This is a genomic window from Alsobacter ponti, from assembly GCF_024294805.1.
GTDB lineage: Bacteria > Pseudomonadota > Alphaproteobacteria > Rhizobiales > Beijerinckiaceae > Alsobacter > Alsobacter ponti.
In genome coordinates, this window is the sequence record NZ_JANCLU010000008.1 from 44,537 (window position 1) to 69,621 (window position 25,085).

At 70.0% G+C, this 25,085-nt stretch carries 23 protein-coding genes; 13 read left to right on the forward strand and 10 right to left on the reverse strand.

The window, feature by feature from the left end:
- Positions 1-66: 66 nt before the first annotated feature.
- Both hpf and ptsN read left to right on the forward strand, forming a co-directional pair.
- Positions 67-654 carry a ribosome hibernation-promoting factor, HPF/YfiA family gene (hpf, locus tag NK718_RS09915; protein ID WP_254741191.1) on the forward strand — a complete coding sequence of 196 codons (588 nt, stop codon included), beginning with the start codon at positions 67-69 and terminating at the stop codon, positions 652-654.
- A 90-nt stretch (positions 655-744) separates the two neighbouring features.
- A complete protein-coding gene (gene ptsN, locus NK718_RS09920) occupies positions 745-1,209 on the forward strand; it encodes a PTS IIA-like nitrogen regulatory protein PtsN (protein WP_254741194.1) in 465 nt (154 codons plus the stop codon).
- 7 nt (positions 1,210-1,216) lie between these two features.
- Here the strand turns inward: ptsN and NK718_RS09925 are convergent, their stop codons facing one another.
- The gene (locus NK718_RS09925) at positions 1,217-2,224 is read right to left on the reverse strand and encodes a glucokinase (protein ID WP_254741197.1); all 1,008 of its coding nucleotides are present in this window, start codon (positions 2,222-2,224) and stop codon (positions 1,217-1,219) included.
- A 151-nt stretch (positions 2,225-2,375) separates the two neighbouring features.
- Here NK718_RS09925 and NK718_RS09930 point away from each other — a divergent pair, with 151 nt between their 5' ends.
- Both NK718_RS09930 and NK718_RS09935 read left to right on the forward strand, forming a co-directional pair.
- The gene (locus NK718_RS09930) at positions 2,376-3,992 is read left to right on the forward strand and encodes a fumarate hydratase (protein WP_254741200.1); all 1,617 of its coding nucleotides are present in this window, start codon (positions 2,376-2,378) and stop codon (positions 3,990-3,992) included.
- A 20-nt stretch (positions 3,993-4,012) separates the two neighbouring features.
- The gene (locus NK718_RS09935; protein ID WP_254741203.1) at positions 4,013-4,357 is read left to right on the forward strand and encodes a hypothetical protein; all 345 of its coding nucleotides are present in this window, start codon (positions 4,013-4,015) and stop codon (positions 4,355-4,357) included.
- 61 nt (positions 4,358-4,418) lie between these two features.
- Here the strand turns inward: NK718_RS09935 and NK718_RS09940 are convergent, their stop codons facing one another.
- The 4 genes from NK718_RS09940 to NK718_RS09955 form a co-directional block, all read right to left on the reverse strand.
- A complete protein-coding gene (locus NK718_RS09940) occupies positions 4,419-5,522 on the reverse strand; it encodes a polyamine ABC transporter substrate-binding protein (RefSeq protein ID WP_254741205.1) in 1,104 nt (367 codons plus the stop codon).
- 161 nt (positions 5,523-5,683) lie between these two features.
- Positions 5,684-6,838 carry an aminotransferase gene (locus NK718_RS09945; RefSeq protein ID WP_254741207.1) on the reverse strand — a complete coding sequence of 385 codons (1,155 nt, stop codon included), beginning with the start codon at positions 6,836-6,838 and terminating at the stop codon, positions 5,684-5,686.
- A 63-nt stretch (positions 6,839-6,901) separates the two neighbouring features.
- A complete protein-coding gene (locus NK718_RS09950) occupies positions 6,902-7,474 on the reverse strand; it encodes an ActR/PrrA/RegA family redox response regulator transcription factor (RefSeq protein WP_254741209.1) in 573 nt (190 codons plus the stop codon).
- Positions 7,475-7,552: 78 nt separating this feature from the next.
- Positions 7,553-8,866 (reverse strand): ActS/PrrB/RegB family redox-sensitive histidine kinase, encoded by a 1,314-nt coding sequence (locus tag NK718_RS09955; protein WP_254741211.1) that lies wholly within the window; start codon positions 8,864-8,866, stop codon positions 7,553-7,555.
- Between the two features lie 293 nt (positions 8,867-9,159).
- Between NK718_RS09955 and NK718_RS09960 the strand changes: the two genes are divergently transcribed.
- Positions 9,160-10,482, forward strand: a complete 1,323-nt coding sequence (locus NK718_RS09960) for a polyhydroxyalkanoate depolymerase (RefSeq protein ID WP_254741213.1) — start codon at positions 9,160-9,162, stop codon at positions 10,480-10,482.
- 75 nt (positions 10,483-10,557) lie between these two features.
- Here NK718_RS09960 and NK718_RS09965 read toward each other — a convergent pair whose 3' ends face one another.
- Positions 10,558-11,724 carry a M20 aminoacylase family protein gene (locus tag NK718_RS09965; protein ID WP_254741215.1) on the reverse strand — a complete coding sequence of 389 codons (1,167 nt, stop codon included), beginning with the start codon at positions 11,722-11,724 and terminating at the stop codon, positions 10,558-10,560.
- Positions 11,725-11,867: 143 nt separating this feature from the next.
- Positions 11,868-12,842 carry a threonine ammonia-lyase gene (locus NK718_RS09970; protein ID WP_254741217.1) on the reverse strand — a complete coding sequence of 325 codons (975 nt, stop codon included), beginning with the start codon at positions 12,840-12,842 and terminating at the stop codon, positions 11,868-11,870.
- A 126-nt stretch (positions 12,843-12,968) separates the two neighbouring features.
- On the opposite strand from NK718_RS09970, the gene argE reads away from it, so the two are divergent.
- From argE to NK718_RS10000, 6 genes are all read left to right on the forward strand, one after another.
- Positions 12,969-14,123 (forward strand): acetylornithine deacetylase, encoded by a 1,155-nt coding sequence (gene argE, locus NK718_RS09975; protein ID WP_254741220.1) that lies wholly within the window; start codon positions 12,969-12,971, stop codon positions 14,121-14,123.
- Positions 14,124-14,272: 149 nt separating this feature from the next.
- On the forward strand, positions 14,273-15,856 hold the full coding sequence (locus tag NK718_RS09980) for an ABC transporter substrate-binding protein (protein ID WP_254741223.1): 1,584 nt from the start codon (positions 14,273-14,275) through the stop codon (positions 15,854-15,856).
- A 75-nt stretch (positions 15,857-15,931) separates the two neighbouring features.
- The gene (locus NK718_RS09985) at positions 15,932-16,909 is read left to right on the forward strand and encodes an ABC transporter permease (RefSeq protein WP_254741226.1); all 978 of its coding nucleotides are present in this window, start codon (positions 15,932-15,934) and stop codon (positions 16,907-16,909) included.
- Positions 16,910-16,916: 7 nt separating this feature from the next.
- Complete coding sequence (locus tag NK718_RS09990) at positions 16,917-17,870, forward strand: ABC transporter permease (RefSeq protein ID WP_254741229.1); 954 nt, start codon at positions 16,917-16,919, stop codon at positions 17,868-17,870.
- Positions 17,867-18,910: an ABC transporter ATP-binding protein gene (locus NK718_RS09995; RefSeq protein ID WP_254741232.1), complete on the forward strand. Its 1,044-nt coding sequence runs from the start codon at positions 17,867-17,869 to the stop codon at positions 18,908-18,910. The genes NK718_RS09990 and NK718_RS09995 overlap by 4 nt, the downstream gene beginning before the upstream one ends.
- On the forward strand, positions 18,907-19,926 hold the full coding sequence (locus NK718_RS10000; protein ID WP_254741235.1) for an ABC transporter ATP-binding protein: 1,020 nt from the start codon (positions 18,907-18,909) through the stop codon (positions 19,924-19,926). The genes NK718_RS09995 and NK718_RS10000 overlap by 4 nt, the downstream gene beginning before the upstream one ends.
- A gap of 4 nt (positions 19,927-19,930) precedes the next feature.
- On the opposite strand, the gene NK718_RS10005 is transcribed toward NK718_RS10000, so the two are convergent.
- Both NK718_RS10005 and NK718_RS10010 read right to left on the reverse strand, forming a co-directional pair.
- Positions 19,931-21,172: a peptide ABC transporter permease gene (locus NK718_RS10005; protein ID WP_254741238.1), complete on the reverse strand. Its 1,242-nt coding sequence runs from the start codon at positions 21,170-21,172 to the stop codon at positions 19,931-19,933.
- A gap of 257 nt (positions 21,173-21,429) precedes the next feature.
- On the reverse strand, positions 21,430-21,861 hold the full coding sequence (locus NK718_RS10010) for a DUF1036 domain-containing protein (protein WP_254741241.1): 432 nt from the start codon (positions 21,859-21,861) through the stop codon (positions 21,430-21,432).
- A gap of 156 nt (positions 21,862-22,017) precedes the next feature.
- Between NK718_RS10010 and NK718_RS10015 the strand changes: the two genes are divergently transcribed.
- Positions 22,018-22,848 carry an N-formylglutamate amidohydrolase gene (locus NK718_RS10015; RefSeq protein WP_254741244.1) on the forward strand — a complete coding sequence of 277 codons (831 nt, stop codon included), beginning with the start codon at positions 22,018-22,020 and terminating at the stop codon, positions 22,846-22,848.
- A gap of 117 nt (positions 22,849-22,965) precedes the next feature.
- Entirely contained in the window at positions 22,966-23,211 is a 246-nt protein-coding gene (locus tag NK718_RS10020; RefSeq protein WP_254741247.1) for a DUF2312 domain-containing protein, read from the forward strand.
- Between the two features lie 100 nt (positions 23,212-23,311).
- Here the strand turns inward: NK718_RS10020 and NK718_RS10025 are convergent, their stop codons facing one another.
- The gene (locus tag NK718_RS10025) at positions 23,312-24,967 is read right to left on the reverse strand and encodes a peptidoglycan L,D-endopeptidase MepK (protein ID WP_254741250.1); all 1,656 of its coding nucleotides are present in this window, start codon (positions 24,965-24,967) and stop codon (positions 23,312-23,314) included.
- Positions 24,968-25,085 lie beyond the last annotated feature (118 nt).

Genomic DNA, 25,085 nt, shown 5'->3' on the forward strand with positions numbered 1-25,085 from the left:
GCCGGGCGTCGGCGCCCGGGCGATCGCGCCCGACGAAAGAGCAGGTCGTCAGAGCCGGAGCTGATCATGGCACTGCGTGTCTCGGGCAAGAATCTCGACATCGGCGAAGCCTTGCGCCAGCAGATCGTGGATCGGGTGTCCGGGGCCGTCCGAAAGTTCTTCGACGGGGGCTTCCAGGGTCACGTGACCGTGGAGCGCGACGGGACGGCCTTCCGCACCGATTGCGCCCTGCACCTCGCCTCGGGCGTCACCCTGCAGGTCGATTCGACCGCGCACGACCCCTATCTCAGTGCGGACCGCGCGTCCGAACGCCTGGAAAGCCGCCTGCGCCGCTACAAGCAGCGGTTGAAGGGGCGCTCGCCGGTCAACGGCGTGCAGCGCACCGTCGAGGTTCCGGCCTATGTGATCCAGGCGCCCGACGAGGCCGACGAGGAGATCGACGGCGAGTTCCACCCCCTCGTCATCGCAGAAACCAAGAAGAGCATGCGGACGTTGTCGGTCAGCGAGGCCGTGATGGATCTCGACTTGACGGGAGCGCCGGTTGTCGTATTTCGTCACGCCGGTTCGGAGCGGGTGAACATGGTGTATCGCCGCAGCGACGGAAATATCGGCTGGATCGATCCCCCGGCGCTCGCGCCCGGTGACGGCCAGTAAAGCATTCCAGTGACATCGGCTCGCAGGTGACCTGGCCCGCTTCGTGCAGGGCCAGGCGTGGCGCGCAGCGGGCGAAGGCGAAGACGACATATGCCTCTCACGGACTTCCTCACCCCCGAAGCGGTGGTGCCTTCGCTCAGGGCCAGCAGCAAGAAGCAGGCCCTCCAGGAAATGGCCGCCAAGGCGGCCGAGCTTTCCGGGCTGCCGGAGCGTGAAATCTTCGAGACGCTGTTGCAGCGCGAGCGCCTCGGCTCGACCGGCATCGGCCAGGGCATCGCGATCCCGCACGGCAAGCTCGCCAGGGTCGAGAAGCTGTTCGGCGTCTTCGGGCGGCTCGACCGGCCAATCGACTTCGAGGCGCTGGACGGCGAGCCGGTGGATCTCGTCTTCGTGCTGATCGCGCCGGAATCGGCCGGAGCCGACCATCTCAAGGCGCTGGCGCGGGTCGCCCGCGCTCTGCGCGACCAGACCGTCACCCAAAAATTGCGCGCCGCCCGCGACGCCGCCGCCCTCTACTCCGTGCTGACCCAGGCTCCCGGGTCGCAGGCCGCCTGAATTTCCGCTAGGCCGACCAGAGCCGCTCGCCGTACTCCAGCACGTAGCGTCCCGGCGTCGCGCCGATCGCCGCCAGCCCCTCGAGAACCGCCTCCGGCTCCACCACGAGCCGCGTGCCGATGCGCCGCGCGAGCCCGTCGACCGGGGCCTTATCCTCGAAGACGCGGCGGAACTCGACCGGGTCGATCAGCTCGCGCATGCGCGGCAGGATGCCGCCGGCCAGCGTGACCCCGCCGGTGGCGACGAAGGTGATGCCGATGTCGCCGGCGAAACGCGCCACGAGCCGCAGGAAGGCCCGGCAGGTGCGCGCCTCCTCGCCGCCGCGATCGGCGAGCGCGCGCGCGACGATGCCCGGCCCGTCGAGCGCGGGCGTGGGCCGGCCGTCCGCCGCCGCCCGCGCCTTGTGGACACGCACGAGCCCGGGACCCGACATCACCGCCTCGGTGGTGATGCGCCCCCGGGCGCGCTCCAGGTGCGGCCACCAGCGTTCCTCGTCCGCCCCGTCCGGACCGAAGCCGATATGGCAGGCCTCGCTCGGCACCGGCACGAAGCGGTCGTCGACATGGAGCAGCGCGCCGATGCCGAGGCCCGTCCCCGGGCCGAGCACGACGAGCGGGCCGTGCGAAGGCAGGTCCGGCCCGATGCGCTGGAGATAGGCGTCGGGAATGGCCGGCAGCGCCAGGGCCTGCGCCTCGAAATCGTTCAGCAGCAGACCCTCCGCCACCACGCCCGCGGCGACGAGGGCGGGTCCATCGATCGTCCAGGGCGCGTTGGTGAGCGTCAGCGTGCGGCCGTCGACAGGCCCGGCCCCGCACAGGATGGCGGAGCGGGGACGGACCGACTCATGCGCCGTGGCCGCCAGCATCGCCTCGGCCACGCCGGCATAGTCGGCCGTGTGCGCGCGCGTCAGCACGCGCAGCCGCACGCCGGGCGCGTCCACCATGGCGAAGCGCGCATTGGTGCCGCCGATATCGCCGACGAGAAGCGGGAATGGAAAGGTCGGGGCGTGGGGCATGGCGGTCCGCTAACGTGGGCTGCCGCCATCTCACGGACGCCGAGGCCCGGTGTCAACGCGCGCCGGCGCGCCTCAGCACTTCGACGACTTGGAAAGCGCGCCCGATCGGCCTAGAAGCGCGGTCGGATTTCCGGCACAAGCGAGACGCAGAATGGCCAGCGCGCACAACACGCTCTTCCCCCTTGCCGAGGACACGACTCCGTACCGCAAGCTCGACCTGCCCGGCGTCGGGGTGGAGAGCGTCGCCGGGCGCGAGCTGGTGACCGTGGCCCCCGAGGCGCTGCGCGGCCTCGCCAAGCAGGCCTTCATCGACATCAACCACCTGTTGCGGCCAGGGCACCTGGCCCAGCTCGCCAGCATCCTCGACGACCCGGAGGCCACCTCGAACGACAAGTTCGTCGCCTACGACCTGCTGAAGAACGCCAACATCGCCGCGGGCGGCGTCCTGCCCATGTGCCAGGACACCGGCACCGCCATCGTGATGGGCAAGAAGGGCCGCCTCGTCTGGACCGACGGGACGGACGAGGACGCGATTTCGGACGGAATCCGCGACGCCTATTTCGAGAAGAACCTGCGCTATTCGCAGCTCGCTCCGCTGTCGATGTTCGAGGAGCGGAACACGAAGAACAACCTTCCGGCCGAGATCAACCTCTACGCGGAGGGCGACGACGCCTACAAGTTCCTGTTCGTCGCCAAGGGCGGCGGCTCCGCCAACAAGACCTTCCTGTTCCAGGCGACGCCCTCCCTGCTGACCCGGGACCGCATGATGGCGTTCCTGAAGGAGAAGATCCTCACGCTCGGTACCGCGGCGTGCCCGCCCTACCATCTCGCCATCGTCATCGGCGGCACCTCGGCCGAGCTGGTGATGAAGACGGTCAAGCTCGCCTCGACCCGCTACCTGGACGGACTGCCGACGCAAGGCTCGGAGGCCGGCCACGCGTTCCGCGACCTGGAGATGGAGGCCGAGGTTCACAAGCTGACCCAGAGCCTCGGCGTCGGCGCGCAGTTCGGCGGCAAGTATTTCTGCCATGACGTGCGCGTCATCCGCCTGCCGCGCCACGGCGCGTCGCTGCCGATCGGCCTCGGCGTGTCTTGCTCGGCCGACCGCCAGACGCTGGCCAAGATCACTCGCGACGGCGTCTTCCTCGAGCAGCTGGAGCACAACCCCGCCAAGTACCTGCCCGAGGTCGAGGACACGCATCTCGGCGGCGACGTCGTGCAGATCGACCTCACCCGGCCGATGAAGGACATCCTCGCCGAGCTCACGCGCCATCCGATCCGCACGCGCCTGTCGCTGACCGGCCCGATGATCGTCGCCCGCGACCTCGCGCACGCCAAGATTCGCGAACGGCTGGAGCGCGGCGAGCCCATGCCGGAGTATTTCCGCAACCACCCGGTCTACTACGCCGGGCCGGCCAAGACGCCGGCCGGCTACGCCTCCGGCTCGTTCGGGCCGACCACGGCGGGCCGCATGGACTCCTTCGTCGATCAGTTCCAGGCGGCCGGCGGCTCGATGGTGATGCTGGCCAAGGGCAACCGCTCGAAGGAGGTGCGCGAGGCGTGCGCCCGGCACGGCGGCTTCTACCTGGGTTCGATCGGCGGCCCCGCCGCGCGGCTGGCGCAGGATTGCATCCGCAAGGTCGAGGTGCTGGAATACCCGGAACTCGGCATGGAGGCGATCTGGCGCATCGAGGTCGAGAACTTTCCGGCCTTCATCGTCGTCGACGACAAGGGCAACGACTTCTTCAAGGAACTCAATCTCGGCTGAGGCCGGAGGACGGGGGCGGCATGACGAGGGGCGCGGTTCCGCCTGTTCTGGCGGTGGTCGCGGCGCTGCTGGGCGGTGTCGCCGCCGCTTCGGCCGGCACCGTGCAGACGCCGGAGTGCAAGCGCGACCTGCTGGTGCTCGACAGCGAGGCCAAGCTCGGCCAGGACCGGCTGGCCCGCGCCCAGGAGGCGCCGCGGCGCGAGCTTTGCGAGATCTGGCGGCGGCACGTCGAGTTCGCCAAGCGCGCCGGCGCGACCTACCGGCGCTGCAAGACCGACACCGAGCGCCGCGTGCTCTCCGGCGACATGGACACCCAGGTGCAGGACTTCCAGGCCGCTATCGCCAGCCAGTGCAAGGGCCTGTAGCGCCGGCGGCGCGGCGGCCCGAGCGAACGGGACCGCGCCGGTGGCGCGGTCCCCGCGGCGATTATTTCCCGGTCTTCACGCGCGTCCACAGGCGGGTGTTCTGCTTCTGCAGCTTGTCGTCCCAGGACGAGTTCGTGAACAGCCGCTTGAGGACCTCGGCGTTCGGGTAGATGCCGGGATTGTTGAGGATTTCCGGCTTCACGCCGCCCTTCGCGGCGAGGTTTCCGCTGGCGTAGTTGACGAAGTTGACGTTGCGGGCGGCGATGTCGGGCCGCAGCATGAAGTCGATGAAGGCGTAGGCGTTGGCCGCGTTCGGGGCGTCGACCGGAATCGTCATCGAATCGAACCACATCAGCGCGCCCTCGCGCGGGATGGCGTATTGGATCTCGACGCCGTTCTTGGCTTCGTCGGCGCGCTTGCCGGCCTGCAGCACGTCGCCGGAATAGCCGACCGCCAGGCAGATGTCGCCGTTGGCGAGCGCGTTGATGTACTCCGAGGAGTGGAACTTGCGCACGTTGCCGCGGATCTTCATCAGCACGTCCGCCGCCTTCTGGTAGTCGGCCGGGTTCTTCGAATCCGGGTTGAGGCCGAGCCAGCGCAGCACGCCGCCGAACGTGTCCTCCGGCGCGTCCAGCACCATGACGCCGCAGTCCTTGAGCTTGGAGATGTTCTCCGGCTTCAGGACGATGTCCCAGCTGTCGATCGGCTTGTCGCCCAGGCGCTCCTTCACCTTCTTGACGTTGTAGCCGATGCCGGTGGTGCCCCACATGTAGTTGACGGCGTAGGCGTTGCCGGGATCGTAGGCCTTCAGCCGGTCGGTGATCTCCGGCCACATGTTCTTCAGGTTGGGCAGCTTGGCCTTGTCGAGTTTGGTCAGCACGCCGGCCGCGATCAGGCGCTGCAGCGGCGCGCCCGACGGGACGACGACGTCGTAGCCCGACTTGCCGGCCATCAGCTTGGTCTCGACGATCTCGTTGTTGTCGTAGGTGTCGTAGACGACCTTGATGCCCGTCTCCTTGGTGAAGTCCTCGAGCACCGTGGGGTCGATATAGTCGGACCAGTTGTAGACGTTCACGACCTTGTCCTGCGCGCGCGCCACGGTCGCCACGGGCAGGGCGAGGGCGAGCGATGCGTACAACAGGCCGCGGCCGAGGGCTCGAATCATGTCGGACTCCGGGTCTTTCAGGCGGCGCCCGAGGGCGCGATTGGCGAACACCGGCACGCTAGTGCATCGGGCGCGAAAAGGTGAGCCCGTTTTTCGGCCGAAACCCCGGTGTTGACAACGGCTTGGCGCGCCGGGCAGGGACGCCGCCCGACCCCCGCCGTTCAGGCGGCGCGCCGCGCCGCCGTTTCGAGCCGGGCCAGCGCGCCGTCGAGCACGGCGTCGGTCTTGGCGAAGCAGAACCGGACGACGCTGCGGATGGCGTCTCGCGCGTAGAACGCCGAGACCGGGATCGCCGCCACGCCGAACTCGCGCACCAGCCGCTCGCAGAACGCCACGTCGTCGCGCTCCCCGAGCGGGGCGAGGTCGACGTTGAGGAAATAGGTGCCGTAGGAGGGCAGGACGGAGAAGCCGCGCGCCGCCAGCCCGGAGGCGAACCGGTCGCGGCTGCGCTGCAGCCCGTCGCGCATGTCCCGGAAATACGCGTCGTCCTTGCCGAGGCCGTAGGCGACCGCGACCTGGAGATTGGGCGGCGTCGTGAAGGTCAGGAACTGATGCGCCTTGGCCAGCACGCGCAGGATCTCCGGGGCGGCGCAGACGAAGCCCACCTTCCAGCCGGTGAGCGAGAAGATCTTGCCCGCCGACCCGATCTTCACCGTGCGCTCCCGCATGCCGGGCATGGCGATGAGCGGCAGGTGGGACAGGCCGTCGAACACGACGTGCTCCCACACCTCGTCGCACACCGCGACCGCGTCGTGCGCCACGCAGAACCGCGCCAGCAGCTCGAGATCCGCGCGGCCGTAAACCGTCCCCGCCGGGTTCAGCGGGTTGTTGAACAGCACCACCTTCGTGTTCGGCGAGAACGCCTTCGCCAGCATGTCCTCGTCGAAGCGCCAGTGCGGCGGCTCCAGCCGCACGAAGCGGGGCACGCCGCCGGCGCGCAGGACGAGCGGCAGATAGGCGTCGTAGAGCGGCTGGAACAGCACGACCTCGTCGCCCGGCTCGATCAGCGCCATCAGCGCGCCGGCCAGCGCTTCCGTGGCGCCGGAGGTGATCATCACCTCCCGCTCCCAGTCCAGCCCGACGCCCTGGTGGTGGCGGTAATGGGCCGCCACCGCCTGGCGCAGTTCCGGCACGCCCATCATCGGCGGATACTGGTTCCAGCCCGAAACCACCGCCTCGGCCGCCTTGCGGCGCACGTCCTCGGGGCCGGGATCGTCCGGGAAGCCCTGGCCGAGATTGATGGCGCCCGTCTCCCGGGCCAGCCGGGACATGACCTCGAACACGGTCGTGGGCAGCTCGGAAAAGATCGGGTTCATGGCTCGCCTCCGGATGCGCCTGTCTAGCATGGCGGCGCGGCCGGACCCAAGGCGCGGCGGCCCTCAGCGGGGCGCGCGCTTGGCGAGGATTCGCTGCAGCGTGCGGCGGTGCATGGCGAGCCGGCGCGCCGTCTCGGACACGTTGCGGCCACACAGCTCGAAGACGCGCTGGATGTGCTCCCAGCGGACGCGATCCGCCGACATCGGGTTCTCCGGCGGAGCGGCCCTGGTCTCGGTGGCGCAGTTGAGCGCCGCGTCGATCTCGTCGGCGTCGACAGGCTTGGCCAGGTAGTCGAACGCGCCGAGCTTCACCGCCGTCACCGCCGTGGCGATGTTGCCGTAGCCCGTGAGGATGACGCCGCGCGCATCGGCCCTGACGCGACGGAGATTGGAGAGCACGTCGAGCCCGTTGCCGCCGGCGAGCCGCAGGTCGATCACGGCGAAACGCGGAGGGTCGCGCTGGATGGCGGCGTGGCCCTCCTCGACGGTTTCCGCCGTGGTCACCTGATAGCCCCGCGCCTCCATGGCGCGCGCGAGGCGGGTGAGGAAGGGCCGATCGTCGTCGACGATGAGCAAGGATTTGTCGGCGTCGGCCTGATCGGCCGGGGCCGGGTCCGTGGCGACGCTGTCGAGCATGTCAACCTCCCCGGCCCTTACGCGCAAGGGGGCGGTCGGGTTCACGAGTTCCGTCGATTTTGGTGCCGTTCCGTACTTTCAAAGCCGAAAAGCGCTCTCCGACGCGGGTCCGTGGTCTTGCGGAGTGCGCTCGAACGCCTCCCGCGGCCACGTCACGCGCACGGTGGCGCCGCCCGCCGGGCCGTTGCGCATGTCGAGCGTGGCGCCCGTGCGCTCCAGCAGCGTCTTGGCGATGAACAGACCTAGACCGAGGCCGCCGCGCGCGTCGCCCGCGCGGGCGTCCCGGCGGGTCGTGACATAGGGCTCTCCCAGCCGCGACAGCACGTCGCCCGAGAAGCCCGGCCCGTCATCGGCGATCGCCACCGTGACGGAGCCGGCGTCCCACCGCGCCTCGATCCGCACGGTCTCCCGCGCGAAATCCACCGCGTTTTCGACGAGATTGCCGAGGCCGTACAGCATCCCCGGATTGCGCCGGCACACCGGCTCCGGGCCCTCGCCGGCCAGCCGGGACTCCACCGCGCGGAACGCCCGGCGCGGCCCCGCCACCTCCTCGATCAGCACGCCGAGGGGCAACCGGTCGAGCGGGCCCTGCTCCTCGTCGTCCATCGAGGTCAGCTTGAGCAGGATGTCGCGGCAGCGCTCCGCCTGCTGGCCGAGCAGCGCGACGTCCTCGGCCAGCGGGCCGTCTTCGGGAACCGCCTTGCGCAGTTCGCGCGCCACCAGCGCGATGGTGGCGAGCGGCGTGCCGAGTTCGTGGGCGGCCGCCGCCGCCAGACCGTCCAGCTGCGAGAGATGCTGCTCGCGGGCCAGGACCAACTCCGTCGCGGCGAGGCCCTGGACCAGCTGCCGCGCCTCCTCGGCGACCCGGCGCGCGTACAGGCCCAGGAACGCGAGCGCCAGCAGGAGCGCGGTCCAAACCCCCGCCTGGTAGAGAGGCGGGAGCGTCATCGTGTCCCGTTCCGCCCAGGGAAGTGGGAGGTGAAACACGACGAGCACCGTCGCCGCCGCCATGACGAGTCCGCCCAGAGCGAAGGTGCGCGCCGGCGGCAGCGACGCGGCCGCGACCATCACGGGCGCCAGGAACAGGATGGCGAAAGGGTTCTCGAGCCCGCCGGTGAGGTAGAGCAGCCCCGCCAGCTCGACGATGTCGAACGCCAGCAGCGCCGTCGCCGCGTTCTCGTCGAGCCTCCGCGCGGCCGGGAAACGAAGAGTGAGCCAGAGGTTCACCCCCGCTGAGACCGCCACCACAGCCAGGCACGGGGCGAGCGGCACGTCGAAGCCGAGCCCGAATTTGACGGCGACCAGTGCGATGGTCTGGCCCGCGATGGCGAGCCAACGCAGCCGCACAAGCGTCCGCAGCCGCAGCCGCGACGCGCTTCGCCTGAAATCCATGGAGCCCGTGTCCGGCATTCACCGGGAACTAGCGCGCCGCCACTCGCCGGCCAGCGGGAGCCGGAAATGCAGGGAAGAGCGGATTCGGGAACAAACGGCGCGTCGCGCCCGTTGTGCACTGCAACCGAAGTTCCTATATGTTACTGAAATGCAACATACGTCGAAAGTCTGGGATTTGTTGGGCTTTCAGCTGATTGTTTAGAAAGAGTGACCGGCTAAGGTCAGGGTCCTGCATTGCAGCGCGATAGGCTCTCTGCGGCGCAGCATCGGCATCGGCACTGGAGACCGCGTATATGCAGCTCCCCTATTACATGTGGTACGAGGCCGTTCACACCCTTCTGGGGCCGGCGCGCGCGCTGGCCGGCTCGACCCGCGGTTTTTACGACAACCCGCTGAACCCTCTGTCGAATTCGTCGCTCGCCCGGTCCGTGACCGCGGCTTGCGAGCTGTTCGAACGCACGACCCGGCGTTACGGCAAGCCGGACTTCGGCCTGCCTACGACCCTCGTCGACGGGGAGCGCGTCGACGTGATCGAGCGCATCGTCTGGCGCAAGCCGTTCTGCAATCTGATTCATTTCGACCGGTCCCTGGGCGAGCTGCGGCCCCGCCAGCCCAAGCTGCTGATCGTCGCGCCGATGTCCGGCCACTACGCCACGCTGCTGCGCGGCACGGTCGAGGCGTTCCTGCCCTCGCACGAGGTGTTCATCACCGACTGGGTGGACGCGCGAATCGTTCCGACCTCCGAGGGCACGTTCGATCTCGACGACTACATCGACTACGTCATCGAGATGCTGCACCTGCTGGGGCCGGACGTGCACGTCATGGCGGTCTGCCAGCCCTCCGTGCCGGTGATCGCCGCCATCGCGCGGATGGAGGCGGAGGACGACGCGCACGCGCCGCGCTCCATGACGCTGATGGGCGGCCCGATCGACACCCGCGTCAGCCCCACCCAGGTGAACCAGCTGGCGCAGAAGCGCGGCATCGACTGGTTCAAGCGGCACTGCATCGTCAAGGTGCCGTTCCCGAACCCCGGCTTCATGCGGTCGGTCTATCCGGGCTTCCTTCAGCTCGCCGGCTTCATGGCGATGAACATCGACCGCCATCTCGAGGCCCATGGCGAGATGTTCAAGCATCTCATCGAGGGCGACGGCGATTCGGCCGAGAAGCACCGCGACTTCTACGACGAATATCTCGCCGTGATGGACCTCACGGCCGAGTTCTACCTGCAGACCGTCGACACCGTGTTCGTGAAGCACAGCCTGCCCAAGGGCGAGATGATGCATCGCGACCTCCCCGTCGACCTCGCCGCCATCCGGCGCGTGGCGCTGATGACGGTCGAGGGCGAGAAGGACGACATCTCCGGCGTCGGCCAGACCGAGGCCGCCCACCGCCTGTGCCCCAACATCCCCGAGGCCATGCGCGTGCACTGGTGCCAGCCCAAGGTGGGACACTACGGCGTCTTCAACGGCTCGCGCTTCCGCAAGGAGATCGCGCCGCGCATCGCGCAGTTCATCGCCGCCAATGACGGCCGCAAGCCGGCCGCCAACTCGAACCGCTCCGCCACCGTGGCGCGGCTCGGCGAGCGGCAGCTGGTGAGCCGGCCCGCCGCCGAGTAAGGGCGACCGGAGAATTTCGTGTCATCGACCCCCGGCCGGCGGCCGGGGGTTTTTTCTTGGGCCAGCCCCCGCCGCTCAGGCGGCCGGCATCGACGCCTCCACGAGGCGCGCCCAATAGCTGACCCCGTGCGGAATGGCCCTGTCCTCGAAGTCGTAGGCGGGGTGGTGGACGCTCGCGGTGTCGCCGTTGCCGATGAAGATGAACGCGCCCGGGCGCGCCAGCAGCATGTAGGAGAAATCCTCCGCCCCCATCACCGGCGCGTAGTCGGTGTCGACCTTGTCCTCGCCAGCGACCTCCTTCGCCACCGAGGCGGCGAACTCGGTCTGGCGGAGGTGGTTGCTGGTGCACGGATAGCCGCGATTGTACTCGACGGTCGCCGTCGCGCCGTGCATCGCCGCGACCGCCGTCGCCACGTCCTTGAGGCGCTGTTCCACCAGGTCCTGCACCGCCGGCTTGAAGGTGCGCACCGTGCCTTTCAGCGTCGCCGACTGCGGCAGGACGTTGAAGGCGTCGCCGGCGTGGAACCAGGTGATCGACAGCACCGCCGATTCGAGCGGGTCGACGTTGCGGGCGACCACCGACTGCAGCGCTGTCACCATCTGGCTGCCGATGACCACCGCGTCGATGGCCTGGTGCGGATAGGCCGCATGTCCGCCCTTGGCCTCGATCTGGATGGTGAAGCGGTCGGCGGCGGCCAGCATCGGGCCGGGCCGCAGCGCGAACTCGCCGACCGGCAGGCCGGGCGCGTTGTGCATGCCGTAGACTTCCTGCACGCCGAAGCGGTCCATCAATCCGTCATCGACCATCGCCTTGCCCCCGCCGCCGCCTTCTTCGGCGGGCTGGAAGATCACCACCGCCGTCCCGGCGAAATTGCGCGTCTCGGCGAGGTAGCGCGCGGCGCCGAGCAGCATCGCCGTATGGCCGTCATGGCCGCAGGCGTGCATCCGGCCGGCGTTGCGCGAGGCGTAGGGCTTGCCGGTGATCTCCTGAATCGGCAGGGCGTCCATGTCGGCCCGCAGCCCGATCACCCGGTCGCCGGGCAGGGATCCCTTGATGACGCCGACCACGCCGGTTCGCCCGATGCCCGTGACCACCTCGTCGCAGCCGAACGCCTTCAGCTTTTCGGCCACCACGCCCGCCGTGCGGTGCACGTCGTAGTCGAGCTCGGGGTGCGCGTGCAGATCGCGTCGCCAGTCGGCGATCTCGTCGGCGAACGCGGCGATGCGGTTGATGACGGCCATGTTGCAACCTCGGCGGCAGATAGAACCTGTTTTCCGGCAGACTAGATCAAGCCGCGCCTCCTTGGGAGGACAGCATGGCCCGATCTCGCGTTTTGTCGCGCGATCTCGCGCGAAAATCGCGCAAGGCGCGTTCGCCGCGTGTTCTAGGCCACACCGAACTGGCGCGACAGGGCCTCGACGTCGTCGAGCGCGATGTTGGAGCCGCACAGGACGAGGCCGATCCGCGCGTCCGCCGGCAGGTCCGGCAGCAGCCGGGCGGCGGCGGCGACGGTGGAGGCCGCCGCCGGTTCGCACAGCACCTTCTCCTCCTGCAGCAGATAGCGCATCTCCCGCACCGCCTCGGCGTCGGGCACGAGATGAACGCCGGCGAACAGGGCGCGCGCCGCCGCCAGCGTGCGTTCGGTGACGAAGGGCGCGCCGAGCGTGCGGGCGATCGACGTCGGCTTGATGGTGACCGGCCGGCCGGCGGCGAGGGCGGCCGTCATCGTCTCCGCCCCCTCGGTTTCGACGCCGTGGATCTGCACGGCCGGATTGCGGCCCTTGATCGCGGCCGCCACGCCAGCTGCGAAGCCGCCGCCGCCGATGGCGACGAACACATGGGAGAGGTCCGGCGCGTCCTCGGCGAACTCGAGGCCCGTCGTGCCGTTGCCCGCGATGATCACCGGATCGTCGTAGGCGTGCAGGCTGATGCGGCCCGCGGCGGCGTAGGTCTCGGCCTTCGCGAAGGCCTCGGCCGCCGTCTCGCAGAACTCGACGCGCGCGCCGTAGCCGCGCGTCAGCTCGACGTTGAAGCGCGCCGTGGCGGTCGGCATCAGCACCAGGGCGTCGACGCCGAACTCGGCCGCGCCGCGCGCCACCGCGATGGCGTGATTGCCGCCGGAGACCGCGACGACGCCGCGCGCCCGCTCCTCGGGCGTCAGCCCCAGCAGCTTGTTGGCGACGCCGCGCACCTTGAACGAGCCGGCGAGCTGGAGGCATTCCAGCTTGATCGTCACGTCGCGCCCGAATCGGGCCGAGAGGGCGGGGCTGCGCCAGGCGGGAGTGCGGCGCACCCGGCCGGCGATGCGGGCGCGGGCGGCCTCCACGTCGGACAGGCTGACATCGAACGATACGGACATGAGGGGCCTCGCGGAGCGGCGGAAACGGACGCGAACTGTCCGGACCGCGGGCCGCCAAGTCAATCCGCCCGCCGCGCTTGACCTCTCCTGCCCGGCCGGCCGACAGTCGCGCGTCGGAGTGTGCTCATGAAATTGTCTTCCAGGGAGATGCTTGCGCGTCTCATTGCGTTTCCCACCGTCTCAAGCGCGTCCAATCTCGATTGCATCGAGTTCATCCGGGCTTACCTGGCCAGCCACGGCGTCGAGAGCCGGCTTGTGCCCAGCCCCGACGGTCAGAAGGCGAATCTCTTCGCCACCGTCGGTCCCACCGTGGAGGGAGGCGTCGTGCTGTCCGGCCATACCGACGTGGTGCCGGTGGACGGGCAGGCCTGGACGACCGATCCCTGGGTCCTCACCGAGCGCGACGGCCGGCTCTACGGACGCGGCGCGTGCGACATGAAGGGCTTCGACGCGCTGGCGCTGGCGGCCGTGCCGGACATGCTGCGCGCCGGCCTGAAGCGGCCCTTCCACCTCGCGCTGTCCTACGACGAGGAGGTCGGCTGCACCGGCGCGCCGCCGATGGTGGAGGAGATGGCGCGCGTGCTGCCGACGCCGTCCGCCGTCATCGTCGGCGAACCCTCGCTGATGCGCGTCGTCACCGGCCACAAGGGCTCGGTATCGTGGTTCACGACCGTGCGCGGCCATACCGTGCATTCCAGCCGCATCGACATCGGCGTCAGCGCGACGATGACCGCAGCGCGCCTCGTCACCTGGCTCGACGACACGATGGAGGAGAACAAGCGGCGCGCCGATCCCGACAACCCGTTCCTGCCGCCCTGGACGACTCTGCATTGCGGCACGCTGAACGGCGGCATCGCCACCAATGTCGTCGCCGCCGAGTGCCGCTTCGTCACCGAGGTCCGGGCCATCCCTACCGAGGATCCGTGGAGTTACAAGGATCGATTCGAGGCCTATGTCCGCGAGGTGATCGAACCGCGCATGCGCGCCGTCGCCCCGGACACCGGCGTCGACATCGAGTTCCGCGCCGCCGTGGCGGGGCTCGCGCCGGAGGTCGACGGAGAGGCCGAACGACTGGTCCGCCGCCTGACGGGCGACAACGGCCTGCACGTCGTCTCCTACGGCACGGAGGCCGGCATCTTCCAGAAAGCCGGCTGGTCGACCGTGGTGTGCGGCCCCGGCGACATCGACCAGGCCCATCAGGCGGACGAGTTCATCGCGGTGTCGGAATTCGAGGCGGGAGAAGCCTTCATCCGGCGCCTGACGTCGGAACTTGCGGCCTGACGGGCGCCCCGCGCGCTTAAACGCTGGACCCCGGCGCGCGAGCGCGTCTAGTCTCGCGGTCATCGGCGGCGCGAGACCGCCTGGAATTCGGATGAAAACAGGCCGAGAGGCGCGTTGCGCGCCGAACCGGCCGACGCTGGAGGGATGAGATGTTCCGGAAAACCGTGATCCTGGCCGCGACTGCCCTGGCGCTGACCATGGCGCCGGCCTTCGCCAAGACGCTGCGATACGCCAACCAGGGCGACCTGAAATCGCTCGATCCCTACACGCTGAACGAGACGACCACGAACGCCCATCTCGGCAACGTCTACGAAGGCCTGACCAAGCGCGGCAAGGACCTCGCCATCCAGCCCGGCCTCGCGGAGCGGTGGGAGACGCCGGAGCCCACACGATGGCGCTTCTACCTGCGCAAGGGCGTGAAGTTCCAGAACGGCGAGGACTTCACCGCCGACGACGTGCTGTTCTCCGCCGATCGCGTTCGAGCGCAGGGCTCGAATTTCCAGACGCGCGTGCCCAAGGACGCCAAGTTCGTGAAAGTCGACGACTACACGGTCGACGTCGTCCTGTCCTCGCCCAATCCCATCCTGAACTCTCAGTGGGACACCTGGTACATCATGTCGAAGAAGTGGGCGGAGGCGAACAACGCCGTCGCGCCCACGCCGGCCGCCGCGACCACGCCGAGCTACGCGGCGCTGAACGCCAACGGAACCGGGCCGTTCAAGATCGAGAGCCATCAGGCCGGCGTGAAGACCGTCTTCAAGCCCAACCCCGGCTGGTGGGGCAAGCCCGAGCACAATCTGACGGAGGTGATCTTCACGCCGATCAACTCCGACGCGACACGCGTCGCCGCGCTGCTGTCCGGGGAGGTGGACATCATCGAGCCGGTGCCGCTCCAGGACATCCAGCGCGTCAACGCCTCGGCCAACGCCCAGGTGCTCACCGGGCCGGAGCTGCGCACCATCTTCCTCGGCTTCGACCAGACGCGCGACGAGCTGCTGGAGTCCAACGTCAAGGGCAAGAACCCCTTCAAGGACCCGCGGGTGCGCGAAGCCTTCTACAAGGCGATCGACATCGAGGCGATCAAGACGCGCGTCATGCGCGGCCTCTCGACTCCCTCGGCGCTGATGATCGCGCCCGAGCTGTTCGTCTACTCCAAGGACTTCGTCCGCCCGAAGCTCGACGTCGACGGCGCCAAGAAGCTGCTGGCCGACGCCGGCTATCCCAACGGCTTCGAGGTCGGCATGGACTGCCCCAACGACCGTTACGTCAATGACGGCGCGATCTGCCAGGCGGCCGTCGGCATGCTGGCGCGCATCGGCGTGAAGGTGAACCTCAATGCCCAGCCCAAGGCGCAGTTCTTCGCCAAGGTGCTGAAGTCCGGCGACTACAAGACGTCGTTCTACCTGCTCGGCTGGACGCCCGGCACGTTCGACAGCCATAACGTGCTGTTCGACATCATGGGCTGCCGCGACAACCCGAACTCCAACCGGGGCGAGTCGAACCTCGGCAACTACTGCAACAAGAAGCTCGACGCGCTCACCGACCAGATCCTGGTCGAGACGGACGTCGAGAAGCGCAACCAGATGATCAAGGAAGCCTTCAAGATCGGCTTCGACGACTACGGCTACATCCCGCTGCACCAGCAGTCGCTGGCCTGGGGCGTGGCGAAGAACGTCAAGGTCGCCCAGCGCGCGGACAATTCCGTCCTGCTCTACTGGATCACCAAGGACTGACCGACGCGGCGCCCCGGCCCGCGCCGGGGCGCCGTCCGGCCGCATTTTCGCATCGCGGCCGTCCGAAGGGTTTTCATGCTCGCTTTCATTCTCAGACGCATCGCCCAATCCGTCGTCGTGCTCCTGACGGTGGGGCTGATCGCGTTCGCGCTGTTCCGCCTGGTGGGCGACCCGATCAACCAGATCGTCTCGCTCGACACGCCGCAGGAGCAGCGGCTCAAGATTAGGGCCGAACTCGGCCTCGACGACCCCGTCATCGTGCAGTTCGGGCGCTATCTCGCCCGCGCCGCGCATTTCGACTTCGGCATCTCCTACCAGTTCCGCCAGCCGGTCTCGACGCTGATCGGCGAGCGTATGCCGGCGACCCTGGAGCTGTCGCTTGTCGCCGCGCTGTTCTCGCTGGTGGTGGGCATCCCGATGGGCGTCTACACGGCGCTGCGGCGCGGCTCGGCGCTGTCCTCCGCCTTCATGGCGCTGTCGCTGGCGGGCGTGTCGCTGCCGACGTTTCTCATCGCCATCCTGCTGCGCTACGTGTTCTCGGTGCAACTGGGCTGGCTGCCGTCGTTCGGACGCGGCGCGGTGGTGCAGCTCGGCTTTTGGTCGACCGGGCTGCTGACGCCGAGCGGCCTCAAGGCGATCATCCTGCCGTCGATCACGCTCGGCCTGTTCCAGATGACGCTGATCATGCGGCTCGTGCGCGCCGAGATGCTCGAGGTGCTGCGCACCGACTACATCAAGTTCGCGCGGGCGCGCGGCCTGTCCGACCGGGCGATCCATTTCGGCCACGCGCTGAAGAACACGCTGGTTCCGGTGATCACCATCGCCGGCCTGCAGCTCGGCTCGCTGATCGCCTTCGCGCTGATCACCGAGTACGTGTTCCAGTGGCCGGGCATGGGCGCGCTGTTCCTCGGCGCGGTGCAGAACGTCGATATCCCGATCATGGCGGCGTATCTGATGCTGATCGCCTTCATCTTCGTGATGGTGAACCTGGTCGTCGACATCCTCTACGCCGTCGTCGATCCCCGCCTGCGCGCGCATTTCCAGACGGCGTGAGGATGCGATGACGCCGGAACCCGCGACCACGCCGACCGCCGCCGCCCGCGCCTCGGCGTGGGCAAGGCTGCGCGACTCCGACATCCTGGCGAGCTTCCTCGCCTCCAAGGTGACGATGGTGTCGGCCTTCGTCACGGTCGTCATGCTGGCCGGGGCGGCGTTCGCCCCGTGGATCGCGCCGACCAACCCGTTCGATCCGGCGAGCGTCGATCTGCTGAACTCGCTGCTGCCGCCGCGCTGGGTCGAGGGCGGCGACCCGCAATTCCTGCTCGGCACCGACAATCAGGGCCGCGACCTGTGGTCGGCCATCCTCTACGGCATGCGCGTGTCGCTGATCGTCGGCGTCTGCGGCGTCGCCATCGCGGCGACGCTGGGCATCTCGCTGGGCCTGCTCGCCGGCTATCTCGGCGGCCGGCTGGATGCGTTCATCATGCGCGTGGCGGACATCCAGCTCACCTTCCCCGCCATCCTCATCGCCCTGGTGATCGACGGCGTGGTGCGGGCCCTGTTCAAGGGCGTGGCGCGCGAGCACACCGCCTTCGGCGTGCTGGTGGTCTCCATCGGCCTGTCCTTCTGGGTGCAGTACGCGCGCACTATCCGCGGCTCGACGCTGGTGGAAAAGAACAAGGACTACGTGCAGGCGGCGCGGCTGATCGGCATCCCGGCGCCGCTGATCATGCTGCGCCACGTGCTGCCCAACGTGATCGGCCCGGTGCTGGTGATCCTCACCATCAACCTGGCGCTCGCCATCATCACCGAGGCCACGCTGTCCTTCCTGGGCGTGGGGCTGCCGCCGACGCAGCCCTCGCTGGGCACGCTGATCCGCATCGGCAACGATTTCCTGTTTTCCGGCGAGTGGTGGATCGTCGCCTTCCCCGGCATCACCCTCGCCGCCTTCGTGCTCGCCGTGAACATGGTCGGCGACTGGCTGCGCGACGCGCTCAATCCGAAATTGCGATGACCCAACCGGTTCTCTCCGTCCGCGACCTGAAGGTCGACTTCGTTACCCGCCGCGGCACGCTGAAAGCGCTGGACGGCGTGTCCTTCGACATCGCGCGCGGCGAGGTGCTGGGCGTGGTGGGCGAATCGGGGGCCGGCAAGTCCGTCACGGGCGCGGCGGTGATCGGCCTGATCGAGCCGCCCGGCCGGATCTCCGGCGGCGAAATCCTGCTGGGGGGCCAGCGCATCGACGACCTGCCCCCGGCGGCGATGCGCCGCATTCGGGGGCGGCGCATCGGCATGGTGTTCCAGGATCCGCTGACCAGCCTGAACCCGCTCTATCGCGTCGGCGACCAGATCGTCGAGACCATCCTCACCCACCTCCCGGTCGGCCGCGCCGAGGCGCGCCGGCGCGCCATCGATTTGCTCAAGGAGGTCGGCATTCCGGCTGCCGAACGGCGCATCGACGGCTACCCGCACGAGTTCTCCGGCGGCATGCGCCAGCGCGTCGTGCTGGCGCTGGCCCTGTGCGCGGAGCCGGAACTGGTGATCGCCGACGAGCCGACCACGGCGCTCGACGTGTCCGTGCAGGCGCAGATCATCGGGCTCATCAAGCGGCTCTGCGCCGAGCGCGGCACGGCCGTCATGCTCATCACCCATGACATGGGCGTCATCGCCGAAACCGCAGACCGCGTGGCGGTGATGTATGCGGGCCGCGTCGCCGAGATCGGGCCGGTGCGCGACGTGGTGAAGCGGCCGTTCCACCCCTATTCGCGCGGGCTGATGGGCTCCATCCCCACGCTCGAGGGGACGGCCGACCGCCTGGTGCAGATCCCCGGCTCGATGCCCAGGCTCGCCGCCATCCCGAGCGGCTGCGCGTTCCACACGCGCTGCCCGCACGCCTTCGCGCAGTGCTGGCTGGAGCGGCCCGAACCGATGGAGCACGAGGGCCACAGGGTCGCGTGCTTCCTCTACGAACCCGGCATGGAGTCGGCCCGCGCCCGGGCGGACCGCATCCCGGCCGATTCCCCGCCCGTTCCGACCGAGGAGGCGAAGCCATGACCGACGCCCCTCTCGTCCAGGTCACCGGGCTGCGGCGCGTCTTCGACGTGTCCAAGCCGTGGCTCGACCGCGTGGTGGCGCGCGAGCCGCGCCAGACGCTGAAGGCCGTCGACGGCGTCAGCTTCGAGATTCGACGCGGCGAGACCTTCGCGCTGGTCGGCGAATCGGGTTCCGGCAAGTCGACGGTGGCGCGCATGGTGGTCGGCCTGCTGCCTCCGAGCGCGGGCGAGGTCGTCATCGACGGCGTCTCAATGACCGACCGCAAGGACGCCGCGCGCCGGGCGCGGCTGCGTCGCCGCATCCAGATGATCTTCCAGGACCCCTATGCCAGCCTCGACCCGCGCTGGCGCGTGGGAGACATCGTGGCCGAGCCGATCCGAGCCTTCAATCTGGCGCGGGACCGCCGCGAGGTGGAGCACCGCGTCGGGGAAGGGCTGAAGCTGGTCGGCCTCGACCCCGCGGACGCGCGCAAGTTCCCGCACGAGTTCTCCGGCGGGCAGCGCCAGCGCATCGCCATCGCCCGCGCCCTGGCGGCCGAGTCGGACTTCATCGTCTGCGACGAGCCCACCTCGGCGCTGGACGTGTCGGTGCAGGCGCAGATCCTCAACCTGATGCGCGACCTCCAGGACCGGCTGGGCCTCACCTACCTGCTGATCAGCCACAACCTCGCCGTGGTGCGCCACATGGCGACGACCATCGGCGTGATGTATCTCGGCCGTCTCGTCGAGGTCTCTCCGGCCCGCGACGTGTTCGCCGCGCCGCGCCATCCCTATACGCGGATGCTGCTCGACGCCGTGCCGGACCTGGCGATGTCCGGCCGCCCGCGCACGCCGGTGCAGGGGGAGATCCCCAACCCGATCGCGCCGCCTTCCGGCTGCACGTTCCACCCGCGCTGCGGATTGGCCGACGAACGCTGCCGGCGCGAGGCCCCCGCGACGATCGAGGGAGTGGCCTGCCACGCCGTCGCCGAAGGACGCGCCGGCGCGGCGCGGCCGGCCCGCGCCGCCGGGGGCTAGCGCCTCACGGGGCCGGGATGCGCCGCCGGCGCGGCGCGACGATGCGCGAGGGCGGCCGCCGCGTGCGGTACTGGCCGTGGTCGACCGCGAAGACCATCACGCACGCCACCGACAGGCCGATCAGCCACCAGGCCTGGATCGAGCCCTGCCCCGCGACGGCCAGCGTGAAGGCCACCATCAACGTCATCAGCGCGCCGGGCGCGGCGCCCGCGTGCAGGCGGCTCGCGCCGAGAATGGCGCGCGAGAGCAGCAGCGCCAGCGCGCCGGCCCCGAGGAAGCCGAGGTCGTACCAGACCTCGAACAGGATGCCGCTCGGTGTCTGCGCCGGCACGAGGCCGGCCGCCTTGGCCCTCATCGCCGTGTCGAGGCCGTGCCCGGTGATCAGGCGCAGCGGATCGTCGGTGACGATGCGCGCCCACGTCCGCACGCTGTTGACGCGCGCATGGTCGGAGCCCAGCACCAGCTTGGCCCCGGGCCGCAGCAGGAAGGGAATCAGCGGCGCGGCGATGACGAGGCCGGGCATGGCCGCGAGCGACAACATCCGCCCCAGCGGCGGGTTGACGGTGGCGACCGCGAACACCAGCGCGCCGAGGATCATCGCAGCCAGGGCCGCCTGAGCGTTGCCGAGCACCAGCGAGGCCGTGACCACCGCCACGAGCAGGAAGGCGGAGACGAAACGGTCGCGCGACACGAGCCAGGTCACGGCCATCGGCGCCATCAGCACCAGCAGGAGCAGCCCGCGGTCGAGCAGCGAACGGTCGAACTCCGCGACCGAGGGGCTCATCATCGGCCAGATCGTCAGCGCCAGCGCGCCGATCCCCGCCAGGCCCACGCCGACGGGCAGCAGGTAGAGATCGGAGGAGCGCATCCGCTCCGGCAGCGCCGCCGCGGTGAGGAGCCCGAACAGGCCGAAACCGAGCGCATTGACGAGGCGCTCCGCCGCCTCGGCCGGAAAAGGCGTCCACAGCAGCGACAGCGCGGCCCAGAAGAAGATGAAGCCGGCGAGGAGCCCGGCCGGCCCGCGCAGCCCCTCCCAGGTGCGGGAGAACGGGGCGCGCCCCTCGGTTTCCAGCAGGCTGGCGAGCAGCAGCAGCGCCATGCCGATCGGCACCACGATGACGAGCCCGCGCCGCGTGCCGATGGCGAGAGCCGGCGCGGCCATGGCGAGCACGGCGAAGCCGAGCCGGCGCAGCAGGCGCGCCGCGTCCACCGCCGCATCGTCGTGATCCCGCCCCAACCGCGCCATCCAGTCTCGAGCCTCCCGAGCCCCCGGACATGCCGGACCCGGAACAGTCTAACGGGGCGGGGAGAACGAGGCTGTGGGGTTCACGCAACAGTGACAGGCGTTAAGCGAAGACCTGGTCGTTGAAGACCTGGCCGTTCCGGGGCGGTGATTCCGCGATCACTTCGGATTCGCGAGTCGCGGGAATCGCTTGTCGTGGTCGGGCGATCACCGCGCGACGCGGGCAGGCGGACGCCCCCCTCTCCTCTCCGCGCCGCTCCTCAGGGCGCGCGCGGCAGCGGACGGGTCGGGTCGGTGAGCTGGACGGTCCAGTTCTTTTGCTCGCCGGTGTCGATCTCGAAGAAGCCGACCCGATCGAACCCCCGCGCCAGACAGTCCTCGACGCCGCGAATCGTGAACTCCTTGTCGCGCACGCACATGAAGGTCTTGCCGCCCCATTCGCCGCCGCGGTCGTAGTCCTGCGCGAAGACGTAGTAGTAGCGCGCAGCCAGCGCGCCCTTCAGCATGGTCTCGCAATCGTTCGGCTTGAGATTCCACCAGCCCTCTGACAGCCAGCCCTGCGCGTCGCGATAGCCCATCGCCACGCCGACGCGGCTCTGCGTCATGTTGCACAGGCGCAGATCGGCGCGGGCGGGCGGCGAAAAGCCGAGGCCGAGGGCCAGAAGGGCGAGGACGAGGAAAGGGCGGCGCATGAGCGGCTGGGATGCCTCGGGTGCGGTGAACGGGCGGCGGCGCCGGTCGATTTGCCCGGAGCCGCCGCGCGCTGTCAACCGCGCTCCCCGCGCGGATCTCGGGCGCCCGGCGCGCGGAGGCTGGACTGGCCAGGCCTCTCCGGTTATCCCGCCGCCATGCTGACTCCCGCCAACGCGCCGGCCGCGCCGGTCGAGACCGTGCCCGGCGATCCCGCCCGGGGCGTGCTCGTGATCTGCGACCACGCATCCAACGCCATGCCGCCGGAGTACGGCGCGCTGGGGCTGCCGGCGAGCGAGCTGGCCCGCCACATCGCCTACGATATCGGGGCCGCGGCGGCGGCCCGCGCGCTCGCCCGCCGGCTCGGCGCGCCAGCCGTGCTCAGCACGTTCTCGCGCCTGCTGATCGATCCGAATCGCGGCGAGGACGACCCGACGCTGGTGATGAAGCTGTCGGACGGCGCGGTCGTGCCAGGCAATGCGCGGGTGGACGCGGCCGAGGTGGAGCGGCGGCTCGCGCGCTTCTACCGGCCCTACGACCGGGCCGTCGGCGAAGCGGTGGAGCGCGCGCTGGCGGCGGGCGCGCCGCCCGCCATCGTCTCGGTCCACTCCTTCACGCCGGTCTGGAAGGGGACGGCGCGGCCCTGGCACGTCACCGTGCTGTGGGACAGCGACCCGCGCCTGCCGCTTCCCCTGATCGCCGCGCTTTCCGCCGATCCGGCGCTGACGGTCGGCGACAATGAGCCCTATGACGGGGCTCTGGCGGGCGACACGCTGAACCGCCACGCCACCCGGCGAGGCCTGTCCAACGCGCTGATCGAGATCCGGCAGGACCTCGTTTCGACGTCGGAGGACGCGGCGGCGTGGGGAGAGCGCCTGGCCGACGCGCTCGCGCCGCTCGTCGAAGACCCGGCGCTCCGGCGGGTCGAACCGCACCCGACACGCACCGCCACGCGCCACCGGGCCGCCTGGAGTCCGAAGTCGTCCTGACCCGCCATGCCCGGAATTCACAGGCGGGAGACCAAATCCGTGGCGAGCCTTGACCCTGCCCCGGCTTTGGCCGAAACCCTCGGACGACTTTCCACACGATTCCCGGGGGCTCAGGCCATGGACAACACCAGCTCGATCGCCGCCGATCAGCTCAAGACCATCATCGAGCGCATCGAGCGCCTCGAGGAAGAGAAGAAGGCGATCGCCGACGACATCAAGGACGTCTACGGCGAGGCGAAGGCCAACGGCTTCGACACCAAGATCCTGCGCAAGATCGTCGCGATCCGGAAGAAGGACCACGCCGAGCGCAAGGAGGAAGAGGCTATCATGGAGCTCTACCTCGAGGCCCTCGGGATGGCGTGATCGGCTCGGCGTGATCGGCCTGGCGTGAGCCGCGACGCGGCCGACCCGGCCCAAACGCAAAAGGCGCCCGCGAGGGCGCCTTTTTTCATGGTCTTCCGGCTTAGGGGGTGAAGCGGGCCACCGGCAGCGCCTTCACCGCCGGGCCGGCGAAGCGGTCCGTGGCCAGATCGGCGGCGGGCCGCGCCTCGAAGCGCATGGCCACCGCCTGATGGGGCTTCGCGGTCATCGGGGAGAGGTCGCGGGCCGGAGCCGCCGGCCTGGCCTTGGCCATAGCGACATGGGCGTCGGCGGCCGGCGTCGTCTCGGTCCTGGCGCGCGCGAACAGCCAGGCGAGGCCGTTGCGGTCCAGCGCCTCCTGGCGCGGCAGCGCCGTCGGCGGCGGCGCGGCGGCGATCTTCACCCCGGCGAGCGAGCCGGGGCGCGCCGGCGGCAGCGGCACGGCAGCGTAGGCCAGCGCCGGCCCGATGCTGGACGTCGTCTCGGGCGACGCGGGGAGCAGGCCCGGCGTCAGCGGGCCGGCCGAGGCCAGCAGCACCGGCCGGGCCGGCGGCAGCGGCACGTCGACGGCCGCCAGCGCGACCGGCGGCAGCAGGCCGGAGGGACGCGCCGTCGGCAGCGGCACGTCGGCGAATTGCGGCTGGGCGGCGGCCGTGCGCTGCTGGCCGGCGGCGCCCTGGCTCCACACGAACTGGGGCGTCGGCTCGGCGCGGGCGACCACCACGGGCTGCGGCTCGGGCGGCGTCGGCGCGGCGGCCCTGACGGGCGCGGGAGCGGGACGCTCGGCCGGGCGGCTCGGCGCGATGGTCGTGTTGGGGAAGTACGGCGCGGGCCTGTCGCTCTCGCCATTGAATGCGGTCGGCGCGTAGGCGAGCTGCGCGGGCGCGACCGAGGCCACCTGCGTCCGGCCGCCGGGCCGCGCGCGGCCGCGCGGCGCGACGTCCTCGACCTCGTCCTCGTCGCCGCCGCCGCGTCCGAACAGGGCGGCGAAGAAGCTTTTGCCGCGCCGGTTCGAGAAGAAGCCGCCGCTGTCGCCGGCGTCGGCGTACGCGACGCCGCCATTGGCCTGGATCTCGGCCAGCGCCTCCTCGTAGCGCGGCATCGGCTTGCCGTCGGTCGGGATGTGGACCGTCTTGCCGTCGGGGAAGACGCGGGCGAGCTGGTCGCGGGTCATGCGCGGCCAGTGGCGCACGCTGCCGGCGTCGAGATGCACGAACGGGTTGTAGGAGGTCGGATAGTAGCCGACGCCGCCGCGCTGCAGGCGCAGCGCGATCTCGCGCACCTTGGCCATCGACACGTCGGGCAGGAAGAAGTCCATGGCCTTGCCGGCCATGTGCTGAGAGTGCTCGGCCACGGCGCGCGAGCGGCGGCGCAGCATGGCGTTGGTCTCGGGCGCGCGATAGGCGGAGACGACGTGGAGCGGCTCCTCGCTGCCGACCTCGCGGCGCACCTCCCACACGATGTCGAACAGGCGCGGGTCCATGCGGATGGGCTCGTCGCGCCGCCAGTCGCGCAGAATCCAGTTGAGCTTTTCCAGCGCCGCGGCGTCGAACTGGCCGTCGCGCTTGTAGGTGATGGTCGCCGATTCCCGCGTGTGGGTGTGGTAGATCTCGATGGTGCGGGTCTCGCCGTTGGCGACGGCGTTTCCGACGTGGCCCGTGCCGCCGATCAGCACCGCGGAGGCGGCGAACCCGGACGCGACCCAGCGAAGCAGGCGGAAGGCGGCGGCCGGAGCGCGCCGCGAAACTGATGACGCCAAGGGACTCAACTCTTCCTGGGCGGGAGCGCGCGAGGCGCGCTGTGTCCCGCAGGTTTCGTTGGTCCAACTTTGCCCAACTGGGTTAATGGCACGTTAGCCCCCCGCCGAAAATGAACCC

Excerpts from the sequence above, each read along its gene's own strand:
- NK718_RS09995 (WP_254741232.1), top strand. The coding sequence starts at position 17,867 with ATGACCCAACCGGTTCTCTCCGTCCGCGACCTGAAGGTCGACTTCGTT.
- hpf (WP_254741191.1), top strand. The coding sequence starts at position 67 with ATGGCACTGCGTGTCTCGGGCAAGAATCTCGACATCGGCGAAGCCTTG.
- NK718_RS09930 (WP_254741200.1), top strand. The coding sequence starts at position 2,376 with ATGGCCAGCGCGCACAACACGCTCTTCCCCCTTGCCGAGGACACGACT.
- NK718_RS09950 (WP_254741209.1), bottom strand. The coding sequence starts at position 7,474 with ATGCTCGACAGCGTCGCCACGGACCCGGCCCCGGCCGATCAGGCCGAC.
- NK718_RS10015 (WP_254741244.1), top strand. The coding sequence starts at position 22,018 with ATGCTGACTCCCGCCAACGCGCCGGCCGCGCCGGTCGAGACCGTGCCC.
- ptsN (WP_254741194.1), top strand. The coding sequence starts at position 745 with ATGCCTCTCACGGACTTCCTCACCCCCGAAGCGGTGGTGCCTTCGCTC.
- NK718_RS10010 (WP_254741241.1), bottom strand. The coding sequence starts at position 21,861 with ATGCGCCGCCCTTTCCTCGTCCTCGCCCTTCTGGCCCTCGGCCTCGGC.
- NK718_RS10020 (WP_254741247.1), top strand. The coding sequence starts at position 22,966 with ATGGACAACACCAGCTCGATCGCCGCCGATCAGCTCAAGACCATCATC.
- NK718_RS10005 (WP_254741238.1), bottom strand. The coding sequence starts at position 21,172 with ATGGCGCGGTTGGGGCGGGATCACGACGATGCGGCGGTGGACGCGGCG.
- NK718_RS09955 (WP_254741211.1), bottom strand. The coding sequence starts at position 8,866 with ATGGATTTCAGGCGAAGCGCGTCGCGGCTGCGGCTGCGGACGCTTGTG.
- argE (WP_254741220.1), top strand. The coding sequence starts at position 12,969 with ATGAAATTGTCTTCCAGGGAGATGCTTGCGCGTCTCATTGCGTTTCCC.
- NK718_RS09985 (WP_254741226.1), top strand. The coding sequence starts at position 15,932 with ATGCTCGCTTTCATTCTCAGACGCATCGCCCAATCCGTCGTCGTGCTC.
- NK718_RS09990 (WP_254741229.1), top strand. The coding sequence starts at position 16,917 with ATGACGCCGGAACCCGCGACCACGCCGACCGCCGCCGCCCGCGCCTCG.
- NK718_RS09960 (WP_254741213.1), top strand. The coding sequence starts at position 9,160 with ATGCAGCTCCCCTATTACATGTGGTACGAGGCCGTTCACACCCTTCTG.
- NK718_RS09970 (WP_254741217.1), bottom strand. The coding sequence starts at position 12,842 with ATGTCCGTATCGTTCGATGTCAGCCTGTCCGACGTGGAGGCCGCCCGC.
- NK718_RS09925 (WP_254741197.1), bottom strand. The coding sequence starts at position 2,224 with ATGCCCCACGCCCCGACCTTTCCATTCCCGCTTCTCGTCGGCGATATC.
- NK718_RS09980 (WP_254741223.1), top strand. The coding sequence starts at position 14,273 with ATGTTCCGGAAAACCGTGATCCTGGCCGCGACTGCCCTGGCGCTGACC.
- NK718_RS09945 (WP_254741207.1), bottom strand. The coding sequence starts at position 6,838 with ATGAACCCGATCTTTTCCGAGCTGCCCACGACCGTGTTCGAGGTCATG.
- NK718_RS10000 (WP_254741235.1), top strand. The coding sequence starts at position 18,907 with ATGACCGACGCCCCTCTCGTCCAGGTCACCGGGCTGCGGCGCGTCTTC.
- NK718_RS09940 (WP_254741205.1), bottom strand. The coding sequence starts at position 5,522 with ATGATTCGAGCCCTCGGCCGCGGCCTGTTGTACGCATCGCTCGCCCTC.
- NK718_RS09935 (WP_254741203.1), top strand. The coding sequence starts at position 4,013 with ATGACGAGGGGCGCGGTTCCGCCTGTTCTGGCGGTGGTCGCGGCGCTG.
- NK718_RS09965 (WP_254741215.1), bottom strand. The coding sequence starts at position 11,724 with ATGGCCGTCATCAACCGCATCGCCGCGTTCGCCGACGAGATCGCCGAC.